Source organism: Thermus brockianus (genome assembly GCF_001880325.1).
GTDB classification, from domain to species: domain Bacteria; phylum Deinococcota; class Deinococci; order Deinococcales; family Thermaceae; genus Thermus; species Thermus brockianus.
The window spans coordinates 971,830-996,127 of the sequence record NZ_CP016312.1; the positions used below are offsets into that span (position 1 = coordinate 971,830).

Annotated in this window: 25 protein-coding genes and 2 pseudogenes; 16 read left to right on the forward strand and 11 right to left on the reverse strand. The window is 66.8% G+C overall.

The features are described from left to right. The first annotated feature begins 47 nt into the window (after positions 1-47). Positions 48-1,864: pseudogene (locus A0O31_RS05090) on the forward strand (ABC transporter permease). Continuing rightward, positions 1,861-2,784 carry an ABC transporter permease gene (locus tag A0O31_RS05095; RefSeq protein ID WP_071676941.1) on the forward strand — a complete coding sequence of 308 codons (924 nt, stop codon included), beginning with the start codon at positions 1,861-1,863 and terminating at the stop codon, positions 2,782-2,784. Before A0O31_RS05090 ends, A0O31_RS05095 begins: the two are co-directional and overlap by 4 nt. Here the strand turns inward: A0O31_RS05095 and A0O31_RS05100 are convergent. From A0O31_RS05100 to A0O31_RS05120, 5 genes and pseudogenes are all read right to left on the reverse strand, one after another. Beyond that, positions 2,772-3,035, reverse strand: coding sequence for a hypothetical protein (locus A0O31_RS05100; protein ID WP_071676942.1), 264 nt, complete (start codon positions 3,033-3,035; stop codon positions 2,772-2,774). The genes A0O31_RS05095 and A0O31_RS05100 overlap by 13 nt on opposite strands. Next, complete coding sequence (locus tag A0O31_RS05105) at positions 3,032-3,568, reverse strand: flavin reductase family protein (protein WP_071676943.1); 537 nt, start codon at positions 3,566-3,568, stop codon at positions 3,032-3,034. Before A0O31_RS05105 ends, A0O31_RS05100 begins: the two co-directional genes overlap by 4 nt. Next, a complete protein-coding gene (locus tag A0O31_RS05110) occupies positions 3,565-4,332 on the reverse strand; it encodes a PSP1 domain-containing protein (protein ID WP_071676944.1) in 768 nt (255 codons plus the stop codon). The genes A0O31_RS05105 and A0O31_RS05110 overlap by 4 nt, the downstream gene beginning before the upstream one ends. Further along, complete coding sequence (locus A0O31_RS05115) at positions 4,329-5,141, reverse strand: DNA polymerase III subunit delta' (protein WP_071677925.1); 813 nt, start codon at positions 5,139-5,141, stop codon at positions 4,329-4,331. The genes A0O31_RS05110 and A0O31_RS05115 overlap by 4 nt, the downstream gene beginning before the upstream one ends. Beyond that, a pseudogene (locus A0O31_RS05120) lies at positions 5,110-5,826 on the reverse strand (metallophosphoesterase family protein); the annotation flags it as partial. The pseudogene A0O31_RS05120 and the gene A0O31_RS05115, both read right to left, overlap by 32 nt. 23 nt (positions 5,827-5,849) lie before the next feature. Here A0O31_RS05120 and A0O31_RS05125 point away from each other — a divergent pair. Beyond that, complete coding sequence (locus A0O31_RS05125) at positions 5,850-6,473, forward strand: hypothetical protein (RefSeq protein WP_071676945.1); 624 nt, start codon at positions 5,850-5,852, stop codon at positions 6,471-6,473. Between the two features lie 9 nt (positions 6,474-6,482). After that, positions 6,483-6,683: a hypothetical protein gene (locus tag A0O31_RS05130; protein WP_071676946.1), complete on the forward strand. Its 201-nt coding sequence runs from the start codon at positions 6,483-6,485 to the stop codon at positions 6,681-6,683. Between the two features lie 45 nt (positions 6,684-6,728). On the opposite strand, the gene A0O31_RS05135 is transcribed toward A0O31_RS05130, so the two are convergent. After that, positions 6,729-7,097 (reverse strand): hypothetical protein, encoded by a 369-nt coding sequence (locus tag A0O31_RS05135; RefSeq protein ID WP_237259031.1) that lies wholly within the window; start codon positions 7,095-7,097, stop codon positions 6,729-6,731. 37 nt (positions 7,098-7,134) lie between these two features. After that, positions 7,135-8,103 carry a tetratricopeptide repeat protein gene (locus A0O31_RS05140; RefSeq protein ID WP_203226803.1) on the reverse strand — a complete coding sequence of 323 codons (969 nt, stop codon included), beginning with the start codon at positions 8,101-8,103 and terminating at the stop codon, positions 7,135-7,137. Between A0O31_RS05140 and A0O31_RS05145 the strand changes: the two genes are divergently transcribed. The 11 genes from A0O31_RS05145 to A0O31_RS05195 all read left to right on the forward strand — a co-directional run bounded on the left by A0O31_RS05145 (position 8,060) and on the right by A0O31_RS05195 (position 19,635). Next, positions 8,060-9,283, forward strand: coding sequence for an MFS transporter (locus A0O31_RS05145; protein ID WP_071676948.1), 1,224 nt, complete (start codon positions 8,060-8,062; stop codon positions 9,281-9,283). The two genes, A0O31_RS05140 and A0O31_RS05145, sit on opposite strands and share 44 nt — an antisense overlap. 19 nt (positions 9,284-9,302) lie before the next feature. Further along, positions 9,303-11,282 (forward strand): threonine--tRNA ligase, encoded by a 1,980-nt coding sequence (thrS, locus tag A0O31_RS05150; protein WP_071676949.1) that lies wholly within the window; start codon positions 9,303-9,305, stop codon positions 11,280-11,282. Continuing rightward, positions 11,282-12,058, forward strand: coding sequence for a PaaX family transcriptional regulator C-terminal domain-containing protein (locus A0O31_RS05155; protein WP_071676950.1), 777 nt, complete (start codon positions 11,282-11,284; stop codon positions 12,056-12,058). The genes thrS and A0O31_RS05155 overlap by 1 nt, the downstream gene beginning before the upstream one ends. 9 nt (positions 12,059-12,067) lie before the next feature. After that, the gene (locus A0O31_RS05160; protein WP_071676951.1) at positions 12,068-13,255 is read left to right on the forward strand and encodes an ABC transporter substrate-binding protein; all 1,188 of its coding nucleotides are present in this window, start codon (positions 12,068-12,070) and stop codon (positions 13,253-13,255) included. A 3-nt stretch (positions 13,256-13,258) separates the two neighbouring features. Then, entirely contained in the window at positions 13,259-14,419 is a 1,161-nt protein-coding gene (locus tag A0O31_RS05165) for an extracellular solute-binding protein (protein ID WP_071676952.1), read from the forward strand. A 23-nt stretch (positions 14,420-14,442) separates the two neighbouring features. Then, positions 14,443-15,645, forward strand: coding sequence for an ABC transporter substrate-binding protein (locus A0O31_RS05170; protein ID WP_071676953.1), 1,203 nt, complete (start codon positions 14,443-14,445; stop codon positions 15,643-15,645). A gap of 10 nt (positions 15,646-15,655) precedes the next feature. Beyond that, positions 15,656-16,420, forward strand: coding sequence for a sugar phosphate isomerase/epimerase family protein (locus tag A0O31_RS05175; RefSeq protein ID WP_071677926.1), 765 nt, complete (start codon positions 15,656-15,658; stop codon positions 16,418-16,420). An 85-nt stretch (positions 16,421-16,505) separates the two neighbouring features. Next, on the forward strand, positions 16,506-17,231 hold the full coding sequence (locus A0O31_RS05180) for a c-type cytochrome (RefSeq protein ID WP_071676954.1): 726 nt from the start codon (positions 16,506-16,508) through the stop codon (positions 17,229-17,231). Between the two features lie 10 nt (positions 17,232-17,241). Then, positions 17,242-17,724: a cytochrome C gene (locus tag A0O31_RS05185; RefSeq protein ID WP_071676955.1), complete on the forward strand. Its 483-nt coding sequence runs from the start codon at positions 17,242-17,244 to the stop codon at positions 17,722-17,724. 9 nt (positions 17,725-17,733) lie between these two features. Then, positions 17,734-18,363 (forward strand): QcrA and Rieske domain-containing protein, encoded by a 630-nt coding sequence (locus A0O31_RS05190; protein ID WP_071676956.1) that lies wholly within the window; start codon positions 17,734-17,736, stop codon positions 18,361-18,363. 9 nt (positions 18,364-18,372) lie between these two features. Then, positions 18,373-19,635, forward strand: coding sequence for a cytochrome b (locus A0O31_RS05195; RefSeq protein ID WP_071676957.1), 1,263 nt, complete (start codon positions 18,373-18,375; stop codon positions 19,633-19,635). A gap of 63 nt (positions 19,636-19,698) precedes the next feature. On the opposite strand, the gene A0O31_RS05200 is transcribed toward A0O31_RS05195, so the two are convergent. Then, on the reverse strand, positions 19,699-21,297 hold the full coding sequence (locus tag A0O31_RS05200; protein WP_071676958.1) for a 30S ribosomal protein S1: 1,599 nt from the start codon (positions 21,295-21,297) through the stop codon (positions 19,699-19,701). Between the two features lie 181 nt (positions 21,298-21,478). Here A0O31_RS05200 and A0O31_RS05205 point away from each other — a divergent pair, with 181 nt between their 5' ends. Then, positions 21,479-21,826: a phage holin family protein gene (locus A0O31_RS05205; protein WP_071676959.1), complete on the forward strand. Its 348-nt coding sequence runs from the start codon at positions 21,479-21,481 to the stop codon at positions 21,824-21,826. Here A0O31_RS05205 and A0O31_RS05210 read toward each other — a convergent pair. The 3 genes from A0O31_RS05210 to A0O31_RS05220 are packed head-to-tail and all read right to left on the reverse strand — an operon-like array spanning position 21,823 to position 24,253. Then, positions 21,823-22,254, reverse strand: a complete 432-nt coding sequence (locus A0O31_RS05210) for a CBS domain-containing protein (RefSeq protein WP_071676960.1) — start codon at positions 22,252-22,254, stop codon at positions 21,823-21,825. The genes A0O31_RS05205 and A0O31_RS05210 overlap by 4 nt on opposite strands. A 49-nt stretch (positions 22,255-22,303) precedes the next feature. Continuing rightward, positions 22,304-23,110, reverse strand: a complete 807-nt coding sequence (locus A0O31_RS05215; protein ID WP_071676961.1) for a universal stress protein — start codon at positions 23,108-23,110, stop codon at positions 22,304-22,306. A gap of 9 nt (positions 23,111-23,119) precedes the next feature. Next, the gene (locus tag A0O31_RS05220) at positions 23,120-24,253 is read right to left on the reverse strand and encodes an MFS transporter (RefSeq protein WP_071676962.1); all 1,134 of its coding nucleotides are present in this window, start codon (positions 24,251-24,253) and stop codon (positions 23,120-23,122) included. Between the last annotated feature and the right edge of the window lie 45 nt (positions 24,254-24,298).

The window sequence follows — 24,298 nt, forward strand, 5'->3', positions numbered from 1 at the left end:
GCATCCCATGGACCTTCCGCCCAGGCGGGTGGGGTACAATCGTGGGCGTGTTGACGGACCGGAAGCGCCTAGGGGTCCTGGTCCTCCTGGGAGGGGGCCTCACCCTTCTCCTCTGGTACCTGGCCCCCTGGGCCGTACCCCACCGCCTCTTCGGCGGCGAAGGCGTCCTCCTAAACCCCTTCGGCCATCACCTCCCCCAAGGCACCCTGCCCCAGGGTTACCGGGACACCTGGCTTTCCCCAGTCTTCTACCTCTCCTTGGCCTGGCTGGCCCTAACCCTCCTCTTACCCTGGACCAAGGCCAAACCCACGGCCCTTTACTGGATGGGCGCCTTGGGCCTAGGCCTTTTCCTCCTCACCTACCTCCTCTTCCAAGGGAGCGTGGCCGAGGCAAACCGCCTGGGGGAAAGGCCCCTTCGCCGCTACAGCCTGGGCCTTGGGAGCTACGCCACCCTGGCCTACAGCCTCTACCTCCTCCTCCTCGCCCGCACCTTCTCCCCGGGGGGGCTCGCCTTCCTGGTGCGCAGGCGGGGGCTGGTGGTGCCCCTTTTCTCCTTGCTCCTCGCCTCCCTCTTGGGCGGGGCCATGGTGGCGGTGCTCAAGGAAAGCCCCGGGGAAGCGGCCTCCCTAAGGGAGGCCCTCATGCTCAAGCTGGACCTCATCACCTACACCTATCAGCTCCTCTATAGCCCCCTGGTGAACCCCTCCGGGTTCCTGCAAAGCCTCCTCCTGGCCACCCCCCTCATCTTTACCGGCCTCGCCGTGGCCTTGGGCTTTAGGGGAGGGCTTTTCAACATCGGGGCCCCGGGGCAGCTCATCCTAGGGGCCATCGCCGCCATGCTGGTGGGGGTGTACCTGCCGGGGCCCAGGTGGCTCGTCCTGCCCCTGGCCATCCTGGCCGCCGCCCTGGCGGGGGGCTGTGGGGCGCCTTGCCGGGCTGGCTCAAAGCCCGCTTCGGCGCCCACGAGGTCATCAACACCATCATGCTGAACTACATCGCCGCAAGCCTCTTCCTCTTCCTCATCTCCGCCAACGAGTACAAGTTCTTCGGCCAAACCCTCTACCTGCCCTTCAAGTACCCGGGCTACGAGGCGAGAAGCCACGAGATCCGCCCCGAGGCCCGCATCCCCCATTGGACCGAGCTGGTGGCCCCGGGAGGGGAGCTCTCCTTCGCCCTGCCCCTGGCCCTCCTCCTAGGCCTTTTGGGTTACCTCCTGGTGCGGAAAAGCCTGGGCCACCGGGTGCTTTCCGCCCTCCTTTTGGGGGTGGCGGGGTACCTCCTTGGGGGGCTTCTCCCGGGGCCCCAGGTGGCCTTCGGCCCCGACCTGACCTCGGTGCGGCTCAACGGGGCCTTCCTCCTCGCCCTCTTGGCCCTCCTCTTCTTCCACTTCTACGTCTTCCGCACCGTGGGAGGGTATGAGCTAAGGGCCTTGGGCCTCGCCCCCAAGGCGGCGGAGTACGGGGGGGTAGTGGCGGGAAGGAAGATGGTCCTCGTCATGTTCCTGGCGGGGGCCTTGGCGGGGCTTGCCGCCACCCACTACGTGCTGGGCGGGGGGATTGACGAGTACCGCCTGAAGCAGTCCCTTCCCTACTCCGTGGGGTTTGACGGCATCGCCGTGGCCCTCATGGGCCAGAACACCCCCCTAGGGGTCGGGCTTGCCGCCTGGCTTTTCGGCATTCTCCTCACCGGGGGGCTTCAGGTGAACCTGCAGCTTGGCATCAGCCGGGAACTGGTTTCCGTGTTGCAGGCCCTCATCGTCCTCTTCATCGCCGCCGGGGGCTTTCTGCCCCGCTACTTCACCGATCCCCTAAGGGCGGCGGAGGTGGAGCTTCGGGAGGAAAGAAGGAAGGAGGTGGAGGCGTGAACCTGGACGCCGCCTTCCTCACCGCCCTCCTCCTCTCCACCCTGCGCCAGACCACCCCCCTTCTCTTCACCGCCCTAGGGGGGATGTTCTCCGAGCGGGGCGGGGTGGTGAACATCGCCCTCGAGGGCATCATCCTCTTCGGGGCCCTCACGGCGGCAGTGGTGGTGGAGCGGTTTGAGGCCGCCTTGGGCCCCGGGCCCCATCCCTGGCTCCCCTGGGTGGGGGTGCTGGCCGCCATGGCCGTGGGGGGGCTCGTGGCCCTGGTGCACGGGGTGGTTTCCATCCGCTACCGGGCGGACCAGATCATCAGCGGCACCGCCATCAACCTCCTGGCGGCGGGGGCCCCGAGCCTGGTCCTCACCTACTTCTACGGCAACGCCACGAGCTCCAAGGAGGTGGCCAACCGCCTCCCCCTCCTGGGCCCCGAGGGCTTCGCCCTTTCCCCCTTGGTCTACCTGGCCTTCCTCCTGGTGCCTTTGGCCTGGTGGGTCCTCTTCAAGACCCCCTTTGGCCTCCGGCTCAGGGCCGTGGGGGAGCATCCCGAGGCGGCGGACACCCTGGGGGTGAACGTGTACCGCATGCGCTACATCGGGGTGGTGGTCTCCGGCGTTTTGGCGGGGCTTGCGGGCGCCTACCTGGCCATCGGCTTCCTCAACCAGTTCGTGCGGGGGATGTCGGCGGGGATGGGGTTCATTGCCCTGGCGGCCATGATCTTCGGCAAGTGGCACCCCGTGGGCATCCTCTTCTCCACCCTGCTCTTCGGTTTTGCCAGCGCCCTGGCCATCCAGCTCCAGGGCACGGAGATCCTCCCCGCCGTCCTGGTCCAGGCCTTCCCCTACGTGGTCACGGTGCTGGTGCTGGCGGGCTTCATCGGCAGAAGCCGGCCCCCAGGGGCGGTGGGCAAGCCTTACGAGAAATAGGCCCGCTTCCGAAGCCGCCCGAACCGGTAGGTGAGGGAAAGGACGCTTCCGTCGGCGAAGCGAAGCTCCACGCCCTTCCCCGTCAGGGCGAAGCCCAAAAGCGCCTCCGCCCCCTCGCCCGCTGCGAAGCGGGCGAAGCCGTCGGCCCGGAGGTAGAGGAAACCCTCTTCCAAGAAGACCTGGGCCTCCGTGGCCTGACGGCTTAAGGCCAGGCGGCGCACCCTTAAGGCAAAGGCCTGGGCCTGGGTCAAGGGGTAAACGCCTCCTCCGCCGGGTGGCCGTAAAGCCCCTTGCCGTAGTAGAGGAGGGAGAGGCCGGGCTTGGGCCGCCCCCTTTCGTCCAAAAGGGCCTCTTCCTCCCAGACCGCCACCACCCTGCCCACGAAGAGGTCGTGGTCGCCAAAGGAACGCACTTCCAAAAGCGCAAGCTCGTAGGCGGCGTAGGCCCCTTCCAGGATGGGCACCCCGGTCTGGCCCAGGAAGTGGGGGGCCTGGCCCTTATCCACCTCCCGGCCAGACACGCTCCCGAGCCACTGGACCAAGGCGGCCTGGGTGTAGGGGTGGAAGCTTGCGGAAAAGCGCCGGGCCTCGAGGAGGAGGCCATGGGTGAAGCGCTTGGGGCTTAGGGAAACCCCAAAGAGGGGCGGGTCGGCGGAGAGGCCCGTGTTCCACACGGCGGGGCAGAAGTTCACCCTGCCCCCAAGCCGCACCCCCACCACGGCGGGCACACCGGGGTAGTAGTGGTAGAAGGCGGGCAAGGGACCTTCCACCGGGTAAACCTTCATGCCAGGTCCTCCTTGGCCACCTCCAGGCTCTTCCCCTCCTCCAAAAGGAGCTCCACCGTTCCCTTCAAGGGGTTCACCTTCTGCACCTTGCCGCAGACCCCCGCCTTGGTGCAGACCCGGGCGTTTTTCTTGGGGAGCTCGGCCAGGAGTTCCTGGTACACGGGGTGCTCGTAGGCCAAGCAGCAAAGGAGCCTCCCGCAAGGCCCCGAGATCTTCTCCGGGGAAAGGGGCAGTTGCTGGTCCCGGGCGAGCTTGATGGAAACCTGGGCGAAGCCCTGAAGCCAGGTGGAGCAGCAGGATTCCATGCCGCAGGCCCCGAGGGCGCCCAGGTACTGGGCCTCCTCCCTGGGGCCCTCCGCCAGGAACTCCACCCGGACATCGTAGCGCCCGGCGAGCTCCCGGGTGAAACGGCGCAGGTTCACCCGCTCCGCCGCGGCGTAGTGGACGAGGAGGTGGCGGCCATCCAGGGTGAAGTCGCACCCCAGGACCTTGGCCGCCACCCCCTCCTCCTTGAGGCGGGCCCGGAGGTAAAAGGCCACCTCCTCCGCCCTGGCCCGAAGGCGCGCCGCCTTGTCCAGGTCCTCCTTGGTGGCGAGGCGCACCACCTCCCCCTCTCCCCGGGCCTTCCTTGGGGGGGTGCGCACCTTGCCCACCTCGAGGCCCCTGTTCGTGCGCACCACCACGTAGGCCTCCAGGGGCGGGGGCTCCCCCTGAAAAGAGAAGTAGCGAAGGGGAGGGGTGCGGAAGCGGACGCCCACGGTCATGCTTCTAAGTCTAAGGCCAAGCGGGCCAGGACCAGGTCCGGGTTCACGTAGCCCTCTAAGGCCTCGCGGGCGGACTCCAGGGCCAAAAGGGCCCTAGGGTTCTCCCTTAGGAGGGCATAGAGGGCGAAAAACCCCTCCTCTTCCGAAAGGAGCTCCTTCAAAAGCCCAAGCCGGGCCAAAGGTGGCGCCCTAAGGGCCTCCCAGGCCCTTTGCATCCGGGCCCTGTGGGCCTCGGGCTCGGCCAGGGCCCTTAAGAGCCGGCCCGGGGCGCCGGCGGCGTAGGCCAAGAGCCCGGGGTCTTCCGTGAGGAGGCGGAGCTTCTCCTCGGGCACGGGGCCAAAGGGCACCTCCAGGGCCCGGCTCGCCAGGGTGGGGAGGAGGGTGTCCCGGCTGGGGGCGACGAGGACGAGGCGCCCGTAGGAAGGGGGCTCCTCCAGGAGCTTCAAGAGGGCGTTGGCCGCCGCCTCCGTGAGGAGGTGGGCGGCGTCCAGGATGGCCACCTTCACCCGCTCCCGGGGGTGGGTGGCGAACCAGGCGAAAAGGGGCTCCACCTCCTCCAGCCGCACCTCCCTCTCCCCCCTCAGGCCCCGCTCCTTGGGGCCGATTTCCAAGAGATCGGGGTGCTCCGCCAAGGGGGGCGGGGGAAAGCCCCGGTTGAGGCCCAGAGCGTACCAGCGGGCCACGGTGCGCCTTCCCACCCCTTCTGGCCCGGAAAAGAGGAGGGTGTGGGCCTTCAGGCGGGGCAGGAGGTCCAGGATGGCCTCGTGGCCGATTATTCCCCCGGGTAAGGCGCGTGTAGAGCCACTCAGGAAACCCCTCCTCCCTAAGGCGCTCGGCCACCCGCTCCACGGGGTAGGCCACGCGGAAGAACTCCACCCGATTGCCCTCCCAAAGGGCGAAGGCCGCTCCCGGTACCCGGTCGCGGGGCTGGCCCACGGAGCCGGGGTTGACCAAGGCCCGCACCGTGGGGGGCAGGAGGAGCTCCCCCCCTTGGGCAAAACCCTGGTAACGCACCCAGGGGCGCGGCCCCGAAAGCTCCAAAAAGGCCCCCGCCAGGTGGGTGTGGCCGTGGAAGGCGAGGCGGGCCTCGGTGCAGCGGAAGCCCTCCCGGGCGAGCTCCAGCTCGTCCAGGTATTCCAGGGGGTCGCAGGGGCTACCGTGGACGAGCAGCGTCCCCTCCACCTCCCGCTGCCAAGGCCAGGAAGCGAGGAAGCGCAGGTTTGCCTCCGAAAGCCGCGCCCGCTGCCAGGCCAGAATCTCCAACACCACCCCTTCTAGGGGGAGTTGGTCCAGGGCGAGGAGCCAGGCGTCGTGGTTGCCCAGGATGCAGAGGGCCTCCACCTCCCTAAGCCAGTCCAAAACCCGGTCCCCATCGGGGTAGTAGCCCACCGCATCCCCCAGGAAGAGCACCCGGTCAAAGGGGGGGGCCGCCTGCAAAACGGCCTCCAGGGCGGGCCAGTTCCCGTGGATGTCCGAGAGGACCAGGTAGCGCACGGGGCTTAGGATACCATGAGGGCATGGCTTCCGGCCTGTTGGAGAGGCTATCCTTGGACCTCGAGGTCCTCTCGGCCCACCTTAGGGCCGGCCTGGACGAGTTCGGCACCCTCTACGCCTACCTGGAGGGAGGCCGGGGCGGGAGCACCACCCTCCTCCACGCCCCCTACGCCGAGGCCCTTCCCGTGCTTCAGGCCATAAACGGCCTGGCCTTCCGCGGCCGCATCCTCCTCGCCCTAGACCCCTCCCCCCTTTCCCCCACCCAAGAAGGCCTTCCCCTCACGGGGCCCACCCGCGCCCCCCTGGAGCACCTTTTGGACCGCTTCCGGCCCGACCGCCTCCTCCTCCTTTTCCCCGGGGAAGGCCTGGGCCTCGCCTTTCCCGGCGGCAAGGAGACCACCTCGGGCTGGAGGCCCCTGGAAGCGGAGGAGGCGCCTCTAACCCTTCACGTGGAGGCCCCCACGGGCTTCACCTACCGGGAGGTGCGGGCCTACGGCCCTTGGGAAAGCCCCCCTTTGCCCGTGGACCTGCCCCTCACGGAAGGTCCCTACTGGGGAGAGGTGGGCCGCACGTGGGGGGTTCCCACCTACGGGGTGGGCCTGGTAAACTTGAGGGCAAACCTGGAGGCGCTCCTTCGCCTCTGGTAGGAGGTGCGTATGGTTTATATCGCCCTTTTTGCCCTAGGCGCCGCTTTGGTCACCTTGCTCTTTTACCTGATCCTGAACCCCCGGGTCCTCACCACGGAAGGCGAAACCTTTGACCTGCGCTTCATCCTCTTCATGCTCATCCTCATCGTCCTCTCCGCCGCCACCGTGGCCCTCATGCTCCTTCTGGGCCGGATGTACCACCTGCTTTGACCTCCTCCGCCCAGGCCTCCGGGGGCACCTCCCCCCGGAGGTACTTTAGGTCTTTCTCCAGATATGTCTGGGTGGCCTCGAGGACCGGCAAGAACTCCGGGGGAAACGCCCGCTCCAGGTGGGCGATGCAGCGAAGAAGCCCTTCCACCAAAGCCCTCTCCTGCTCCCGCCGCCTTTTACCCCCCGGAGGGCGCTATAGGCCAGGTGCTCAAGCCGCCGCACCACGCAGACCCGGGGCTCCCCCCCCACCCCCTGGCAGGGGAGCCCCTCCGCCCCGCCACAGGTAGCGTAGGCCTCGGCGTAGCGGGAAGCGAGCTCGGGATGCCCCAGGAGGGCCGGCCCCAAGGGCCCGGCGTGGGCCGTCGCCAGCCGCAGGTAAAGGGCGTGGCGGGCGCGGCGGAGTTCCACCTCCATGCCCTAAGGATAGGCGCCCGCGTCTAGGACAAATGCCCTACCCCAGGCGGAAGGGGCTCCTAAGCCCCGCCAAGGCGATGGCCCGGGCCTCCTCCGGGGCATAGGAAAGGGCCAAAACCCCCTGGTAGGCCCTTAGGGCCCTGTCCCGCTCCCCCGCCAGGTCCAGAAGCTGCCCGAAGCGGGCGAGGACGTACCCGGGGAGGTAGCCGGGATGCTGGAAGTCCATGCGGAAGACCTCCTCCATGAGGCCCAAGGCCTCCCGCCACTCCCCCGCCGCCAGGTAGATCTGGGCCGCCAGGTAGAGGGCCTCCGGGCTAGCTATGGCGAAAAGCCCTTCCAGAAGCGCCCCCCAGTCGTCCTCCTCCCGAAGCTGCCAGGCCCGGTCCAAAAGGGCCCGCTGCCGCTCTTGCTCCGTGGGGGTGTGGGCCTTGGGGAGGGCATGGGGGAAGGCCTCCGAGAGCAAGGCGTAGTCCAAAACCTCCGCCACCACCGCCCCCTCCTTCCCCGCCAAGGCCGCCCGCACCCCTTCCATGCGCCGCCGGCGGAAGCCCGTGGCTGGGCCTTCCCCAAAGGCTTGGGCGAAGCCCTGGTAGGTTTCCCTTAGGCGGGAGAGAAAGGCTTCGCTGCCCAAAACCTCGGGGGAAAGGGGCGTCTTCAGGAGGTCCAAGAGGGCTTCGTCAAAGGCCCGCATCCTCTCCAGGTGGGGCGCCCCCAGGGGGTGCTGGGCCAAGGCCTCCCGGAAGGCCTCGGCCTCCCCCTTAAGGTGGGCCTCGGCGTCCAGGGCCACCACGGGGATACCCCTCTCCTCCGCCCAGGGGAGGAGGTGGAAGAGGAGGGGATCTTCCTCCCGCCACCCCCCCTCCCGCAAGGCTTCTTCCGAGTGGGAAGCCAGGTAAATGGCCTCGGGTTGTGCCTCCTCCAGCATGGCCAAAACCGTGGCCGCGTTGTAGCGTGGGTGCAGGATGTGGAAGGGCCCGAGGGAAGGGAGAAGGAGCATCCTCCCCATCTTAGACCTCCGGGAGCGGAACTACCGCCTGGCGGTGGTAAACGGCTGGCTGGTGTGGCTCGGGGACACCTTCCTGAACCCCAACATCGTCCTTTCCGGCTTTGCCGCCAAGCTAGGGGCCCCCGGGGCCCTCATCGGCCTCCTCCCGGCCCTCTTGCAGGCGGGGGGGATGGTGCCCCAGGCCTTCCTGGCCCCCTACGTGGCCCGCTTTCCCCAAAAGATCGTCCTTTACCGCAAGGTGGCCGCCCTGAGGCTCCTTGGGGTGGTCCTCATGGCCTTTTCCGCCTTTCTCCTCGGGCCCTGGCCCGGGCTCCTTTTCGCTGGTTTTCTCCTAGGCCTCCTCCTAAACGCCCTCTTCACCGGGGTTTCCAGCCTCCCCTTCTGGGAGGTGGTGGCCAAGACCATCCCCCCGGAACGCCGGGCCGCCCTCTTCTCCGCCCGCAACCTGGTGGGGGGGCTTCTGGCCTTTCTGGCGGGGTTTTTAGTGCGGGAGATCCTGGCCCTTCCCCTACCCTTCCCCTTGCCCTACGCCCTCCTTTTTAGCCTAGGCGCCCTTTCCTTTGGGCTTGGCTGGCACCTCTTCGGCCAGGTGGACGAGCCCGTGGAAGCGCCCAGAACGGCCCGGCTGGACCTCAAAGCACCCCTCCTTCGCCCCGGGTTTCGCCGCTATCTCCGGGTGCGGGTGGTTTTGGGCCTCGCCGGGATGGCCGAGCCCTTTTACGCCGTCTACGCCGTGCGGGCCCTCGGGCAGGGGGAGGAGCTTGGCCTTTACCTCTCCCTCTACGCCCTCTCCTTCACCCTCTCCAACCTCCTTTGGGCAAGGCTTGCGGAAAAGGGCTCCAAGGGGGTCCTGAGGGCCGGGGCGGCTTTGGGCTTCCTGGCACCCCTTCTCGCCCTCCTCCTACCCCCTCCCCTCTTCGGCCTGGTCTTCCTCCTGCAAGGGGCCTACCTGGCCGCCCTAAACCTTGCCACCACCACCTACCTCTTGAACCTGGCCCCGCCCGAGGAACGGAGCGCCTCCATCGGCCTAGGCAACACCGTGGCCGGGGTCTTCGCCTTTTCCACGGTCCTCGGGGGGTGGGTGGCGGATAGGGCGGGCTTTTCCATTCTCTTCCTCCTGGCGGCAGGCCTATACGCCCTGGCCTTTGGGCTGGGAAGCCGGCTCCCGGAGGAGGGCTAGGCCGGGTATAGTGGGGTTCATGACGGTCTACCTGCCGGATGGGAAGGCCCTCGAGGTCCCGGAAGGGGCCACCGCCTATGACGTGGCCAAGGCCGTGGGCCCGGGCCTGGCCAAGGCGGCGGTGGGGGCCATCGTGGACGGGGAGCTCTACGACCTCTTCAAGCCCCTCCCCCCAGGGGCCCGGGTGCGCATCCTCACGGAGAAGGACCCCGAGTACCAGACCCTTTTCCGCCACACCCTGGCCCACGTCCTGGCCCAGGCGGTGAAGGAGCACTTCCAGGAAAAGGGCTACGACCCGGAAAGCGTGCGGCTTGGGGTGGGGCCGGTGATTGAGAAGGGCTTTTACTACGATATAGACGCCCCCGAGCCCCTCTCGGACGAGGACCTTCCGGCCCTGGAGGAGAGGATGCGGGCCATTTTGCAAAAGGACCTCCCCTTGCGCCGCTATGTCCTCCCCCGGGAGGAGGCCCTGGCCCGCTACCGGGGCAAGGACCCCTACAAGACCGAGCTCATCCAGGAGATCCCCGAAGGGGAGGAGATCAGCTTCTACCAGCAAGGGGACGAGGCCTACGGCTTCACCGACCTCTGCCGCGGGCCCCACGTGCCCTCCACGGGGCGCATCCCCCCCCATTTCAAGCTCACCCACGTGGCCGGGGCCTACTGGCGAGGGGACGAACGGCGGCCCATGCTCCAACGGGTCTACGGGGTGGCCTTCCGCACCGCCGAGGAGCTCAAGGAGTACCTCTGGCAGCTGGAAGAGGCCCAAAAGCGGGACCACCGCCGGCTGGGGCGGGAGCTGGAGCTCTTCCTCATTGACCCCATGGTGGGCAAGGGCCTGGTGCTTTGGCTGCCCAAGGGGAACGTGATCCGGGAGGAGCTCATGGCCTTCATGCGGGAGGAGCAGATCCGGCGGGGCTACCAGCTGGTCACCACCCCCCACATCGGCAGCCTGGAGCTTTACAAGACCTCGGGCCACTACCCCTACTACGCGGAAAGCCAGTTTCCCCCCATCAGCTTCAAGGAGCGGGGGGAGGAGGAGGAATACCTCCTCAAGCCCATGAACTGCCCCCACCACATCCGCATCTACGCCTACAAGAAGCGCTCCTACCGCGAGCTTCCCTTGAGGATCGCCGAGTTCGGCACCGTCTACCGCTACGAGAAGGCGGGGGAGCTTTTGGGCCTCACGAGGGTGCGGGGCTTCACCCAGGACGACGCCCACCTCTTCTGCACCCCCGAGCAGGTGAAGGCGGAGTTTTTGGGGGTCTTGGACCTGGTCTTAAAGGTCTTCGCCACCTTGGGGCTTAGGGACTACCGGGCCAGGATCGGGGTCCGGGAGCCGGGAAGCGAAAAGTACGTGGGGGACGAGGCCAAGTGGGCCCTGGCGGAAAGGCAGATTGAGGAAGCGGCCCTGGAGGCGGGCCTTCACTATACCGTGGAGGCGGGGGACGCCGCCTTCTACGGCCCCAAGCTGGACTTCGTGGTCAAGGACGCCCTGGGGCGGGAGTGGCAACTGGGCACCATCCAGGTGGACTACAACCTGCCCGAGCGCTTCGGCCTCGCCTACGTGGGGCCGGATGGCGAGGAGCACCGCCCCGTCATGATCCACCGCGCCCCCTTTGGCTCCTTGGAGCGCTTCATCGGCATCCTCATTGAGCACTTCGCCGGGGACTTCCCCTTATGGCTTGCCCCGGTGCAGGTGGTGGTCATCCCGGTTTCCGAAAAGCAGGAGGACTACGCCCAGGAGGTGGCCTGTAAACTGAAGGAAATGGGCCTCCGGGCCGAGGCGGACCTGAGGAGCGAGCGGATGCAGGCCAGGATCCGCGACGCCGAGATGCAGAAGGTGCCCTACATCCTGGTGGTGGGGGAAAGGGAGAAGGCGGAGGGCACGGTGAGCGTCAGGAGGCGCCACCGGGGGAACCTGGGGGCCATGCCCCTCGCCACCTTCCTGGAAAAGGCCCTTCTGGAATACCGGGAAAGACGCCTAGAGAGCGTTTTCTGATGCGGGCGCGCTCCACCATTTTCACCCTTTTCCTGGAGTACATCTACCCGGAACGCCGGGCCAGGGTCAAGGACCTCGTGGCCATGATGGAGGCCCTGGGCTTTTCCGAGGCGGCGGTGCGGGCCGCCCTTTCCCGAAGCGCCAAGCGGGGCTGGGTGCGGCCTGAACGGGTGGGGCGCACGGCCTACTACGCCCTTTCCGACCGGGTGTACTGGCAGGTGCGGCAGGTGCGCCGCCGCCTCTACGGGCCAAGACCCCCATGGGATGGGCGCTTTCTTTTGGTGTTGCCCGAGGGCCCAAAGGACCGGGGGGAAAGGGAGCGCTTCCGCCGGGAGATGGCCCTTTTGGGCTACGGGAGCCTGCAATCGGGGGTTTACCTGGGGGCGGGGGTGGACCTCGAGGCCACCCGGGAGCTCCTCACCTTCTACCGGCTTCCCGCCACCCTCTTCGCCGGGGAGCACCTCGGGCCCCGGGAGGAGATCCAGGCCATCTTCCCCCTGGAAAGGGCCCAGGCCCATTACCGGGCCCTCTTTCCCCTGGAAACCCCCGAGGAGCCGGAGGAGGCCTTCCGCACCCTCACCCGCCTGGTACACGAGATGCGCAAGGTGCTTTTCCTGGACCCCCTCCTGCCCCCTGAGCTTCTCCCCCCGGGCTTCGTGGGGCCCGAAGCCCGCCGCCAGTTCCTGGAGGCCCGGAAGGCCCTTTACGGGAAAGCCCTTCCCTTCCTCGAGGGCCTAGAGCTTCCCCTCACCGCCCTCTCACCCCAAGGCGGGTAAGCTTGGGGGATGAGGCGCCCTTTGGCCGTCCTAACCCTTTTGGCCTGGGCCTCGGCCCAGGTGAGCATCCCCTTTTGGCACACCGCTGGCCCCCCGGGAAACCGGGTTTTGGAGGAGGCGATCCAAAGCTTCAACGCAAGCCAAAAGGCCTACCGCCTCGAGGCCCGCTACGTGGGGGACTACCGGGAGGCGGGGGTGAAGCTTTTGGCCGCCCTGCGCTCGGGAGGGGCCCCGGTCCTCTTCCACGGGGAGCTTTCCTTCCTGCCCAGGCTCGCCCAAGAGGGGGTGGCCCTCCCCCTGGACGCCCACCTGAAGGACCTCCCCAAGGACCTCTACCCCGAGATGCTGCGGACAGGGCAGGTGAAGGGGAAGACCTTTGGGCTTCCCCTGGGGCTTTCCGTCCCCGCCCTCTACTACAACAAGGACGCCTTCCGCGCCCGGGGCCTTAGGCCCCCCAGGACCTGGCAGGAGGTGGAGGAGGCCGCCGCCCGGCTTACGGGCCGCACCGCCAAGGGCCTGGTGGTCTCCACGGACATCTGGAGCTTCAACGCCCTCGTCATGAGCCTAGGGGGAAGCCTGGTGAGGGACGGGCTTCCCGCCTTCACCTCCAAGGAGGTGGTGGAGGCCTTGGAGATGCTTTACCGCATGGTGCAGAAGGGGCACGCCCAGGCCCGCAACCTGGCGGAGGCCCAGTTCGCCGTGGCCGACTTCCTGCGCACCAAAGCCTTCATGGGCATCGGACCCACCACCGCCTTGCCCGTGGTGGAGGCCCAGACCGCCCTCCCCTTCGCCGTGGGCCTCGCCCCCTTGCCCCGACGGGAGGGGGGGACGGTGCCCCTTTCCGGGGCCGCCTTGGCCGTGCTCAAGGGGGCGAGCCCCGAGCAGGCGCAAGGCGCCGTGGCCTTCTGGCTCCACTTCCTCGAGCCCAAGCGCCAGGCGGCGTGGGTGCGCACCACCTGGTACCTGCCCCTGCGGAAAGAGGCGGAGAAGGAGCTCGCCGACTTCCTGAAAGACCCCGAGCGCCAAGCGGTCTTCGCCCAGGCGGAGGTGGGGCGGCCCTGGAGCCAGGACCCGGAGCTCGTGGTCTGGTACGGCTACCTGGAAGAGGCCCTGGAGAGGAGCCTCAAGCAAGGGGTAAGGCCCCAGGTGGCCCTCGAGGAGGCCCAACGAAAGGCCCTGGCGGTGGAGAGGAAATAGGCCATGGTCCGGGTGCTTCTCCTCCTTCTGGTCTTGGCCGCGTGGGCAAGGGCGCAGGTGGTCATACCCCTTTGGCACACCTTGGGAGAAGGGGGGGTTCTGGAGGGAGAGGCCCAGAGCTTCAACCAAACCCAGTCCCGCTACCGCATTGAGCCCCGCTTCGTGGGGGACTACCGGGAGATGGGCGTTCTCCTGGCCGCCGCCCTTCGCAACGGTACGGCCCCACCCCTGGCCCAGGTGGAGCTCGGGTTTTTGCCGGTTCTGGTAAAAGAGGGCCTGCTCCAACCCCTCCCTGCCCCCCAGATCCCGGACCTGGACCCGGACCTCCTGCGCTTGGGCGAGGTGAAAGGGCGCCTTTACGGATACCCTTTAGGCATCTCCGTTGCCGTGCTCTTCTACAATCAAGACGCCCTCCAAGCCCGGCGCCTAAGCCCTCCCAAGGACTTCGCCCAGCTCAAAACCGCAGCCCAACGGCTTTCCTCCCGCTCGGCCAAGGGGCTTCTTTTCTCGGCGGACGTCTATAGTTTCGCCAGCTTGGTCCTAGCCCAAGGAGGTACCCTAAGCCAAGGGGGAGGGCCGGCCCTGAATGGGGAAGGTGCCTTAAAAAGCCTGGAGTACCTCCTAAGCATTCACCGGGAAGGGGCCCTGCAGGTGCGCTCCGCCACGGAACTCATCAGCGCCGGGGCCGACTTTCTCCGAACCAAAGCTTTTTTGGCCATGGGGCCTTCCTCGCTCCTACCGGCGGTGAAGAGCCGCACCCAGCTCCCCTTCGCCATAGGCATTGCGCCCCTGCCCCTCGAGGCCCAGGGAAGGGTAGCGGCCTCGGGGTCCGTGCTCGTGGCTCTACGCCACGCTTCCGCCGAGGAAAGGCGCGGCCTAGAGGCCTTTTACCGCCACATGGCCGAAACCAGCCGCCAGCTGGCCCTAGCCCGAGGGGTCTTCTACCTGCCCCTAAGCCTAAAGGCCCAGGAAGCCTGGGGAAAGGAAGAAGTGGGCCGCCTTCTCCTCAGCCAGAAGGACCGCCTTGCGCCATGGCACGGGGATAGCCCCCTGCTCCTCTGGGCGCCTCCCCTTGAGGAAGCCCTGGAGCGGGTCCTAAAGGGACAAACGCCAGCCAAGAAGGCTTTGGAAGAGGCCCAGGCGCGGGCTCTGAAGATTCCCTGAACCGGGTGGGATAGCATAGGGACATGCGGCGGATTGGGGTTCTTTTCCTCGCATGGAACCTGGCCCTGGCGTTAGCCCAGACCGAAATCCCATTCTGGCATTCCATGGACGGCCCCGCCGGTAGGCTCCTCTCCACCTTCGCCCAGGAGTTCAACGCCCGCCAATCCCAGTACCGCCTGACCCCCCAGTACGCCGGGGACTACAAGGACGCCGAAACCAAGCTGGTGGCCGCCCTGCGCACCGGAGGACAGCCCGTTCTCTTCCAGGCGGAAATCTCCTTCTTCCCCCGCCTGGTGGGGGAAGGGAGGGCCTTGGCCTTGGACGGTTACCTCACCTTGGACCGGGCTTTCGTGGAGGACCTCTTTGAACCCGCCTGGAACTACGGGGTGATGGAAGGCAAACGCTATGGCCTTCCCCTAAACACTTCCACCCCGGTCCTCTTCTACAACCTAGACGCTTTCCGGGCCAAAGGGCTTAAACCCCCCAAGGACTGGAAGGAGTTTGAGGCGGTGGCCAAGGCCTTAACCTCCCGCCAGACCAAGGGTTTCATCTTCGTCACCGACCCCCAAGCTTGGCTTTTTGAGGCCATGGTGACGAGCCGTGGAGGAAGCTTGGTCAAGGACGGCAAGCCCAACTTCCTCTCCCCCGAGGCCCTGGACGCCCTGGAGATGCTCTGGCGCCTCCACCGCGCTGGGGCCCTCTCCGTGCGCAGCATGGCCGAGGCCACCTTCGCCCAGCTGGACTTCGTGCGCACCAAGGGGATGATGGTCATGGCCTCCATCGCCAACTGGCCGGCAGCGGAAAACTTTTCCTTCGCCTTCACCCTGGGGGTGGCTCCTGTGCCCCGGGAGCCCCAGGGGAAGGTGCCCATGGGCGGGGCCCAGCTCGTGGTCCTGCGGGGGGCCTCGGAGGCCCAGGTGCGGGGGGCTTTGGAGTTTTGGCGCTACCTTATGGAACCCAAAAACGTGGCCCGCTGGGCGGAGGCCAGCTACTACGTCCCCGTACGCAAATCCGCCATCCCCCTCTTGGAAGGCTTTTACCGGGAAAACCCCTTCCGCAAGGTGGCCTTTGAGCAGATCGCCCATGCCCAGGAAAGGCCCCGCCTGCCCCAGTTCTCCGCCTGGGCTAGCCTCCTCGCCGAGGCCTTAGAGAAAAGCCTAAAGGGCGGGGTGCCCCCGCAGAAAGCCCTAGAGGAAGCGCAACGCAAGGCGGAGGCCCTCCGCTAGAATGGATGGGATGCGCTTAGGCTTCAGCCCCTTCAACGCCGAGATGGGCTACGAGGAGGCCTTCCGCCTGGCAGCGGAGGAGGGGATGGACCTGGAGGTGGCCTACGACCTCCACGAGGTCCTCCCTTTGCCCGACCCCCAGAGCCTCAAGGCCACGGGAGAGGCCTTGGGCGTGGGCTTCACCCTCCACCTCCCCTTCGTGGAGATGAACCCGGCAAGCCTCATCCCGAGCGTCCGGAAGCTCTCGGAAGAGCGCCTTAAGCGGGCTTTGGAGTTTGGCGAGGCCCTGGGAGCCAAGGTGGGGGTCCTCCACACCGGCCAAATCCCCGTGCGCCACCCCATGGCCCTGGACCTGGCCCGGGAAGCCCTGGAGAGGACCCTATCCGCCCTCCTCCCCCTCCCCTTCCCCGTGGCCTTGGAAAACCTGGCCCTTGCCGAAGAGGACCTTCTACGGAGTCCTGAGGAGCTAAAGGCGCTTTTAGAGCGCTTCCCCCAGTACGGCTTCTGCCTGGACGTGGGCCACGCCCTGGTGGAGCTTGGGCCCACGGGCCCCCTCCGCTACCTGGAGGCTTTGGGCGGAAAACTCATTCACCTCCACCTCCACGACAACCACGGTCGGAGGGACGACCACCTACCTGTGGGGGCAGCCAGCGTGCCCTGGGAAAGCATCGCCCCCTACCTCAAGGGCTTTGCCGGCACCGCCGCCCTGGAGGTGGGCGGGGGAAAAAAGGGCGTCCAGCAAAGCGCCAAGCGCCTTCGGGAACTCCTTCTTTAGGCCTTGCGGGACATCTGTCCTTGCCCCCACACCCTTATAGTGGTGGGGTGGGGGTTTGCACCCCGCTTCACAAAAGGGAGGCAGAATGGTCGTAGACCGGATTGAGGTGTACCTAGACGGCGCCCAGGAGCCCCTGGCGGTTCTCAAGGAACCCCCCTACCGGCTGGAGCTGGACACCCGCCAAATCCCCGACGGGGAGCACACCCTACGCCTCGTCACCCACTTCCGGGGCGGAGGGCAGGAGGTCAAGGAAATCCCCTTCACCGTAAACAACTACCCCGACGTCCTGGTCCTGGGCCTGGACGAAGGCGGGGAGGTTGCGGGCAAGGTGGAGCTCCGCCTGGCGGTGGGCGAGCCGGAGCTTCCCGTGGAGCCCGTGCGCTTCAACCCCATCTGGTACGCCGTGGCCTCCGTGGTGGTCCTAGGAGGGATCTGGGCCTACTTCGCCCTTTCCCCCGCCACGGAAAAGATCGTGGCCGAGGTGGCCCCCCCTGCCCAAGAAGCCCAGGCCCACGGGGAAGGCGCCGCCCCCGCAGCCAACGTGGACCAGGCCCTCATGGAGAAGGGTAAGGCCATTTACGAGAGCCTCTGCGCCGCCTGCCACCAGGCCAACGGCCAAGGCATGCCCCCCGCCTTCCCGGCCCTGGCGGGGAACCCCAACCTAAAGGACGCCCAGCTCATCCTGAACGTGGTGAAAAACGGCCGGGGTGCCATGCCCGCCGTGGGAGCCAACTTCAGCGAGGAGGAGCTCAAGGCCGTGGCCACCTATATCCGCAACAGCTTTGGCAACAGCTTTGGCCCGGTGGAGTAAAGGGAGGAGCATGTACCGCAACGACCCCATCCTGCCCACCTTTGCCCTTATCCTGGCCGCAGGCCTCTTCTACGCGGCCTACCTGGACGGCCTCCACATCGCCCGCTTGCTAGGCCACGCCCCAGCGGAGCTTTCCGTGGGGCAGATCGGCCTCATGGCCTTCGGGGCTGTCCTCCTCCTTTATGGGCTTATCGGCCTCGTTTCCTATTGGCTAGAAGGCGTGGAGCTCCGTCCCGGCCGCCACTTCCCCACCCCCTCCACCGCCCCCGTGGCGGCGGGCGTGATCCTGGTCCTCCTCCTTACCGCCCTCTCCGGCTTCTTCGTACGCCTCATCCTCTACTCCGCCCAGACCGGGCACAACCCCACCTGGCTCCAAGGCCTCATCTTTGGCAGCATCAGCCTGGTGGTGGCGGCCCTTTTCGGCATCTACAAGAAGTTCTTTGGCCGGGACGAGGTCATCACCGAGGAGGAAAAGAGCGAGTTCCCCTGGTAGAGGTAAAGCATGGACGAACGCGAGATCCGCTTGCGCACATCCAGAAGGCGGCTTTTCCTCAAGACCGCCATCGGCACAGGGATAGGGCTTTCCCTGGTTTCCGCCTTCTACGTGGGGGCGAGCCTCCGGCCCAAGCAGGAGGTCACCCCGGACAAGGAGCCCCTAAAGCCCGGGGATATTCTGGTCTACGCCCAAGGGGGAGGGGAACCCAAGCCCATCCGCCCCGAGGAGCTCAAGCCCGGGGACCCCTTCCTCCTCGCCTACCCCATGGATCCCAAGACCAAGGTGGTGAAAAGCGGCGAGGCCAAGAACACGGTGCTGGTGGTGCGCTACCCCCCGGAGGAGCTTGCCCCCGAGGTGGCGAGCCACGGGGTGGAGGGCATCGTGGCCTTCTCGGCGGTGTGTACCCACCTGGGATGCATCATCAGCCAGTGGGTGGGGGACAAAAAGGCGGGCCTCTGCCCCTGCCACGGGGGGGTTTACGATTTCGCCCAGGGAGCCCGGATTATCGCCGGGCCGCCCCCTAGGCCCGTACCCCAGCTTCCCCTGAAGGTGGAGGACGGGGTTTTGGTGGCCGCCGGGGAGTTCTTGGGCGAGGTAGGGGTCAAGGCTGAGGCGGGCTTCTGCCGCCACGTTTAGGAGGGACACATGTACAAGTGGTTGGACGAACGCCTAGACCTCACGGGGCTTTACCAGAAGGTGTTGCGCAAGGCCTTCCCGGTGCACCATTCCTTCTTCCTGGGGGAGATCACCCTCTTTGCCTTCGTGGTCCTGGTGCTCACCGGCATCTTCCTCACCCTGAACTTTGAGCCCTCCATCCGCGAGGTAAAGCTCCCTGACGGGCGCACGGTGCCCGCCGCCTATGCCAGCGTCCTGTACATTGACAGCCTCCCCTTCGGCGCCGTGATCCGCAGCCTCCACCACTGGTCGGCCCACGTGATGATTGCCGCCGCCTTCTTGCACATGCTCCGCATCCTCCTCACGGGGGCCTACAAGAAGCCTAGGGAGCTCAACTACCTGGTGGGGCTTGCCCTGTTGGGCCTGGCCGTGGTTACTGCCTTCACGGGCTACGCCCTCCCCTACGATAACTACGCCGTGACCGCCACCCGCATCGGCTACGGCATCGCCAACTCCGTCCCCTGGATTGGGGGCACCCTGGCCCAGGTGATGTTTGGCGGGGAGTTCCCGGGCTCCCCCCACTCCATCCCCCGGCTTTTCAGCCTCCACGTCCTCTGGCTCCCCCTCCTGCTCATGGCCCTCATCGGAGGCCACCTGGCCATCATGGTGAAGCAGAAGCACACCCAGCCCCGCTACGCCGAGAAGGTGGCCCCGGGAAAGATCCTGGGCGTGCCCATGTACCCCCAGCAGATGGTCATGATGGTCATTCTCTTCGCCCTTTACGTGGGCATCATGACCATCATCGCCGGGGCGTTCCTCGCCCACCCCATAGAGGCCTTCGGACCGCCCACCCCCAACACGCCAGCAGTGAAGCCCGACTGGTACTTCCTCTGGATCTACGGCATTCTGCAGCTTATCCCCTCTAGCTGGGAGTTTCACGTCTTCGGAGCCACCATCGGGCCTGAGTTCATCGGCGGGGCGGTGGTGCCGGGCATTTTAGCCCTCATCGGTCTCCTTTTGCCCTTCGTGGACACCCGCAAGGACAAGATGCGCTACCTGGAGCTTCCCTCCGAGCACCCGGTGCGCACCAGCGTCATCCTGGCCCTCTTGGTCTTCTTCCTCATGAGCACCCTGGCGGGCTACAAGATTGACTTCCAGCAAAAGGGCTACCTGTTGGGCAACAACGCCGTCCTTTGGACCCTGGTCCTTGGTGGCCCCTTGCTCACCTTCTTCCTCTCCTACACCCTGATGCGCATCTTTTACGGGAAGCGGGAGGAGGAAAAAGCCCTTTAAACCTTAGGCCCCCCGCCTAGGCGGGGGGCCTCCTAGGGCCCCTTAACCGGGGCCCTTGGCGTTTTACTTCTCCTCTTCCAAGCCCAGGCTCGCCAGGAGGTCCCCGTAGAGGTCGCCTAGCTTCACGCTGGTGCTGGCGGTAGGCACGGCAGAGGCATCGTAAAGGTTGTACTCCGCCACCGCCCCGTACTCGTACTCCCGCCGCTCCTCCCGGCGGCCCCCAGAGGACTTGCGCTTGCCCCGGGCCTCCTTGCCCTTGGCCCGGCGGGGGCGCTCCTCTTCCGCCTTGGGGGGCGGGGGAGGCAGGAGCCGCTTGCGCGAAAGGGAGATGCGCTGCTCCACGGGGTCAATGTGGAGAACCACCACCTCCATCTCGTCGCCCTTCTTGAAGAGGGCGGCGGGGTTTTCCACCCGGGTGTGGTCCAGCTCGGAGATGTGGACCAGGCCCTCCATGCTGGGCTCCAGCTCCACGAAGACGCCGAAGTCGGTGACCCCCGTGACCTTGCCCTTCACCACGGTGCCCGGAGGGTACTTCTCCACCAGGAGCTGCCAGGGGTCGGGCTGGGTCTGCTTGAGGCCCAAGGACAGCCGGCGCTCCTCAGGATCCAGGCGGAGGACCACCGCCTCCACCTCCTCGCCCTCCTTCACCACCTCGGAAGGGTGCTTGGGACGCTTGGTCCAGGAGAGCTCGGAGATGTGGATCAGGCCCTCGAGGCCCGGCTCCACCTCCACGAAAGCACCAAAGGGGGTAAGCCCCACCACCTTGCCCCGCACCCGGCTCCCCACGGGGTACTTCTCCGCCACCGTGGTCCAGGGATCGGGGATGAGGGCCTTGATGGAGAGGTTAACCCGCTCCTTGGCCGGGTCCACGGACACCACCTGGGCCCGCACCTTCTGCCCCTTATGCAGGACCTCCCGGGGATGGCCGAAGCGGCCCCAGGTGATCTCCGAACGGTGGACCAGCCCGTCCACCGGCCCCAGGTTGACGAAGGCCCCAAAGTCGGTGACCTCCACCACGGTGCCCTCTACCACCTGGCCCGGCTGCAGGCTCTGGAAGAAGGCCTCCTTGGCCCTCTTCTGCTCCTCCTCCAAAACCGCCCTGCGGGAGAGGAGAACCCTTCCCTTCTTGCGGTTCAGCTCAATGATCTTGGCCAGGATCTGCTGGCCCACGTAGGCGTCCAGGTTGGGGATGCGCCTGAGGTCCAGCTGCGAGGCGGGAATGAAGGCCTGGACGCCGTCTAGCTCGGCAACCACGCCCCCCTTGACCTTCTCCTTGACCGTGACGGTCACCGGCTCGCCCTTCTCGTAAAGCTCCTGGATGCGGTCCCAGTGCTCCTGGGCCTCAACCTTCTTGCGGGAAAGGAGGATCTGGCCCGTTTCCGGGTCCACCTTGAGCACCTGTACCCGCACCAGGTCCCCCGGCTTGAGGAGGTTCTTAAGCTCCTCTTCCGAGAGGGGCTTTTCCGTGAGCTGGTTGAAGGGGATGATGCCTTCCGTCTTAGCGCCGATATCTACCGCCACGCCTTCGGAACCCACCAAGACCACTTTGCCCGTCAGGACCTGGCCGGGGCGCACGCGCTTTTCCAAGCGGGCCTCGGTTTCCTGTAGGGCCTCTTCCATGCTGAAGGTCTTTTCTGGGGTCTGGGTCGCCTTTTCTTCCATGCCGCCTCTATCCTCCTTACGCGCCTTCCTGAGGAAGGCGGGCGCCTTTGGCGCTCGCCCACACGAAAAGAGGGGGGAGAACGCTCACTCCCCGCTTCCGTGTGAACCGGCCCCGAAGGGCATACCCCTCCTTTATACCACGCCCCCACCCCCTTGCCAAGGGGCCTGGTAGGCTAAGGGCATGCGCGGGCTTTTGGCAAGGCTTCTCCTGAACACCTTGGCCCTTTGGTTCGTAACCCTCGCCTACCCAGGGGTCCGGTTTGACCCTGGGGCGGGGCTTTTGGACTACCTGGTGGCGGGGGCCATCTGGGGGCTCGCCAACGCCCTCCTAAGGCCCGTCCTCCTCTTCCTCACCCTGCCCCTCAACCTCCTCACCCTGGGGCTTTTCACCTTGGTGGTGAACGGGGTCGTGCTCTACCTGGTGGCGGAGGCCACGGCGCTTTCCGTGAGGGGCTTCGGCGAGGCGGTGGTGGGGGCCTTGCTCCTCTCCCTGGTCAGCCTTTTCCTCAACTGGCTCTTTCGGGACTAGCGGTTTTCCATCACGTAGCGGGAGAGCTCCCCAATGAGCACCTCCTGCTCGCTGATGATGGCCTTGACCACGTCCCCGATGGAAACCACCCCCACCACCTTGCCCCCCTCCACCACGGGCAAGTGGCGCACCCGGTGCTCGGTCATGAGGCGCATGGCCTGGGGCAGGTCCGCCTCGGGGGGGATGGTGATGGGGTCCTGGGTCATCACCTCCCCCACCCGGGTATCCCGGGAAAACCGGCCCAGGAGGACCAGCTTGCGGGCGTAGTCCCGCTCGGAGAAGATGCCCAGAAGCCGCTCGCCCTCCATGACCAGAAGGGCACCGATATCGTGCTCAGCAAGTTTCCTTAGGGCCTCCAGCACCGTGGCCTCGGGGTGGATGGCGTAAACCTCGCTCCCCTTACGGAGCAACACCTGGCGTACCGTCATGGGACCCCCTTTCCCTTTAGGGGTCCATTATAGCAGACACCCTTGGGGCTTATCGCACGGTGAGGACCGGCCCCACGGCGTGGCGCACCACGTACTCCGCCGTGCTCCCCAGCACGAGCCGCCGCACCGGGGCCCCCAAGGCCAGAAGGTCCTCCGGGCCTTGGAGGGAAAGGAGGTGCTCCGCTGGGTCGCCGGAAAAGGCCAAGGCCTCGGCGGGAATGCCCTGGTCCTTGAGGTAGGTTTCCGCCTCGAGGGCCCACGCCGAGGCCTGCACCGGGTCGTCGTGCACGCTCACCACCCGCACGGCAAGCCCTAGGGGCTTGGCCAAGTGGGCCAGGGTGTGCAGGGCGCGCACGGCGCTTTCCGAGGCGTTGTAGCCCAAAAGGGCCCCCGTGAGCTCCACGTAGTCCACGGGGGCCACCAGCACCGGGGTGGGGGAAACCCGCAGCACCCGGTCCACGGTGCTCCCCAGGCCAGCGAAGCTTCCCCCATGGGCCTCCCCGCTCCGTCCGAGAACGAGGAGGTCGGCGGTGCGGGCATGGCGGAGGATGGCTTCGTGGGGAAGCCCGGTTTCCATCAGGGTTTCCACGGGAATGCCCGCCTCCTGGGCGCTTTGGGCCAGGCGGGCGAGAAGGGCTTCCCCTTTGGCGGTGAGGGCCTTTTCCAACTCCTCCCGGTAAGCGGGCACGGGGATGGTGAGGGCGCCGAAGTCCAAAAGCTCCGGCACCCGCACGAGCCGCACATCCCGCACGAAGAGGATCACCAGCTTGGCGCCGAGCTTGTAGCCAAGCCACTCCGCCAGCACCTCCGCCCCCCGGGCCTGGGGGGAGCCATCCGTGGCCAAGAGGATTCTCATAAAACCATCTTACGCTTCCTGGGCCCTCCCTCCCCGCACCCTCTGGGCAAGCCCCCAGGCGGGCACGAGGAGGACCCCCAAGGCCAAAAGGACGGGCATCACCCCAAAGCGCTCAATCAGGTGGCCGATGGGGGCGTAGAAAAGCCCGGCGAAGCCCCAGGTAAAGCCCATGAGGAGGCCGGAAACCGTGGCGGTCTGGGTGGGCTCCAGCTCCTGGGCCAAGGCCACGGCCACGGGGATGCCGGCGTTCATCAGGGCCCCCGTGAGGGCGAGAAGCACCAGGTAGATGGGGTTTTCCGGGGGCAAGACGAGAAGGGCTAGGTAAAGGGGGAGGCCAAAGCTCAGGGTGCCGGTGAGTACCGCCTTGCGCCCAAAGCGGTCGGAAAGGGTGCCGCCCAAAAAGGCCCCCAAGGTGGCGGAGAAGCTGTAGACGGAAAGGCTGAAGGCGGTGTAGGCATCGGACAGGCCCCTTTGGGCGTACCAGTAAGGCAAGGTGGTGGAAAAGCTCATGAAAACAAGGCTCCGCAAGGTGGCCATGCCCCAAAGCCGCGCCACATCCCCCCGGAAGACCCGGAGGAAGTCCTTTAGCCCTGCGGGCTTTCCCCTCCGCCGCACCGGGGGGAGGCGGAGGAGAAAGAGGGCAGGGAGGAGGGCCAAGGGGGTGAGGAGGATGAGCCCTTTTAGCCCCCAGGCCCCCACGGCGAAAAGAGCCACGAGGGGCCCTAAGGAAAGCCCCAGGTAGCCAGCGGAGCCGAAGAAGGAAAGCCAAAAGCCCCGCCTTTGGGCTGGGGCGAACTCCCCTACCAGGCTCGCCCCCGAGGCGTGGAAGAGGGCCGAACCCAGCCCTGCAAGGCCCAAGACGAGGAGGAGGGCCTCAAACCTGGGCCAAAGCCCCAAGGAACCCATCCCCAAGGCCACCAGCACCGGGCCCAAGGCGGCGAGGAACCTTCGGTCCATCCGGTCGGCCACCAGGCCGGCGAAGGGTTGCAGGAGGCTTCCCGTGAGGGAGTAGATGGAAACGAGAAGCCCCGCCGTGCCCAGGCCCACCCCGAAATGGGCCATGAGCTTGGGCAAAAGGGGGCTGAGGAAGTTGGAGAAGAGGTCGTTTACCGTGTGAAGCCAGGCGAGGAGGAGGGGCAACACCCCTCCATCCTAAACCCGTTTCTCACGGGGAGTGTGCTAAAATCC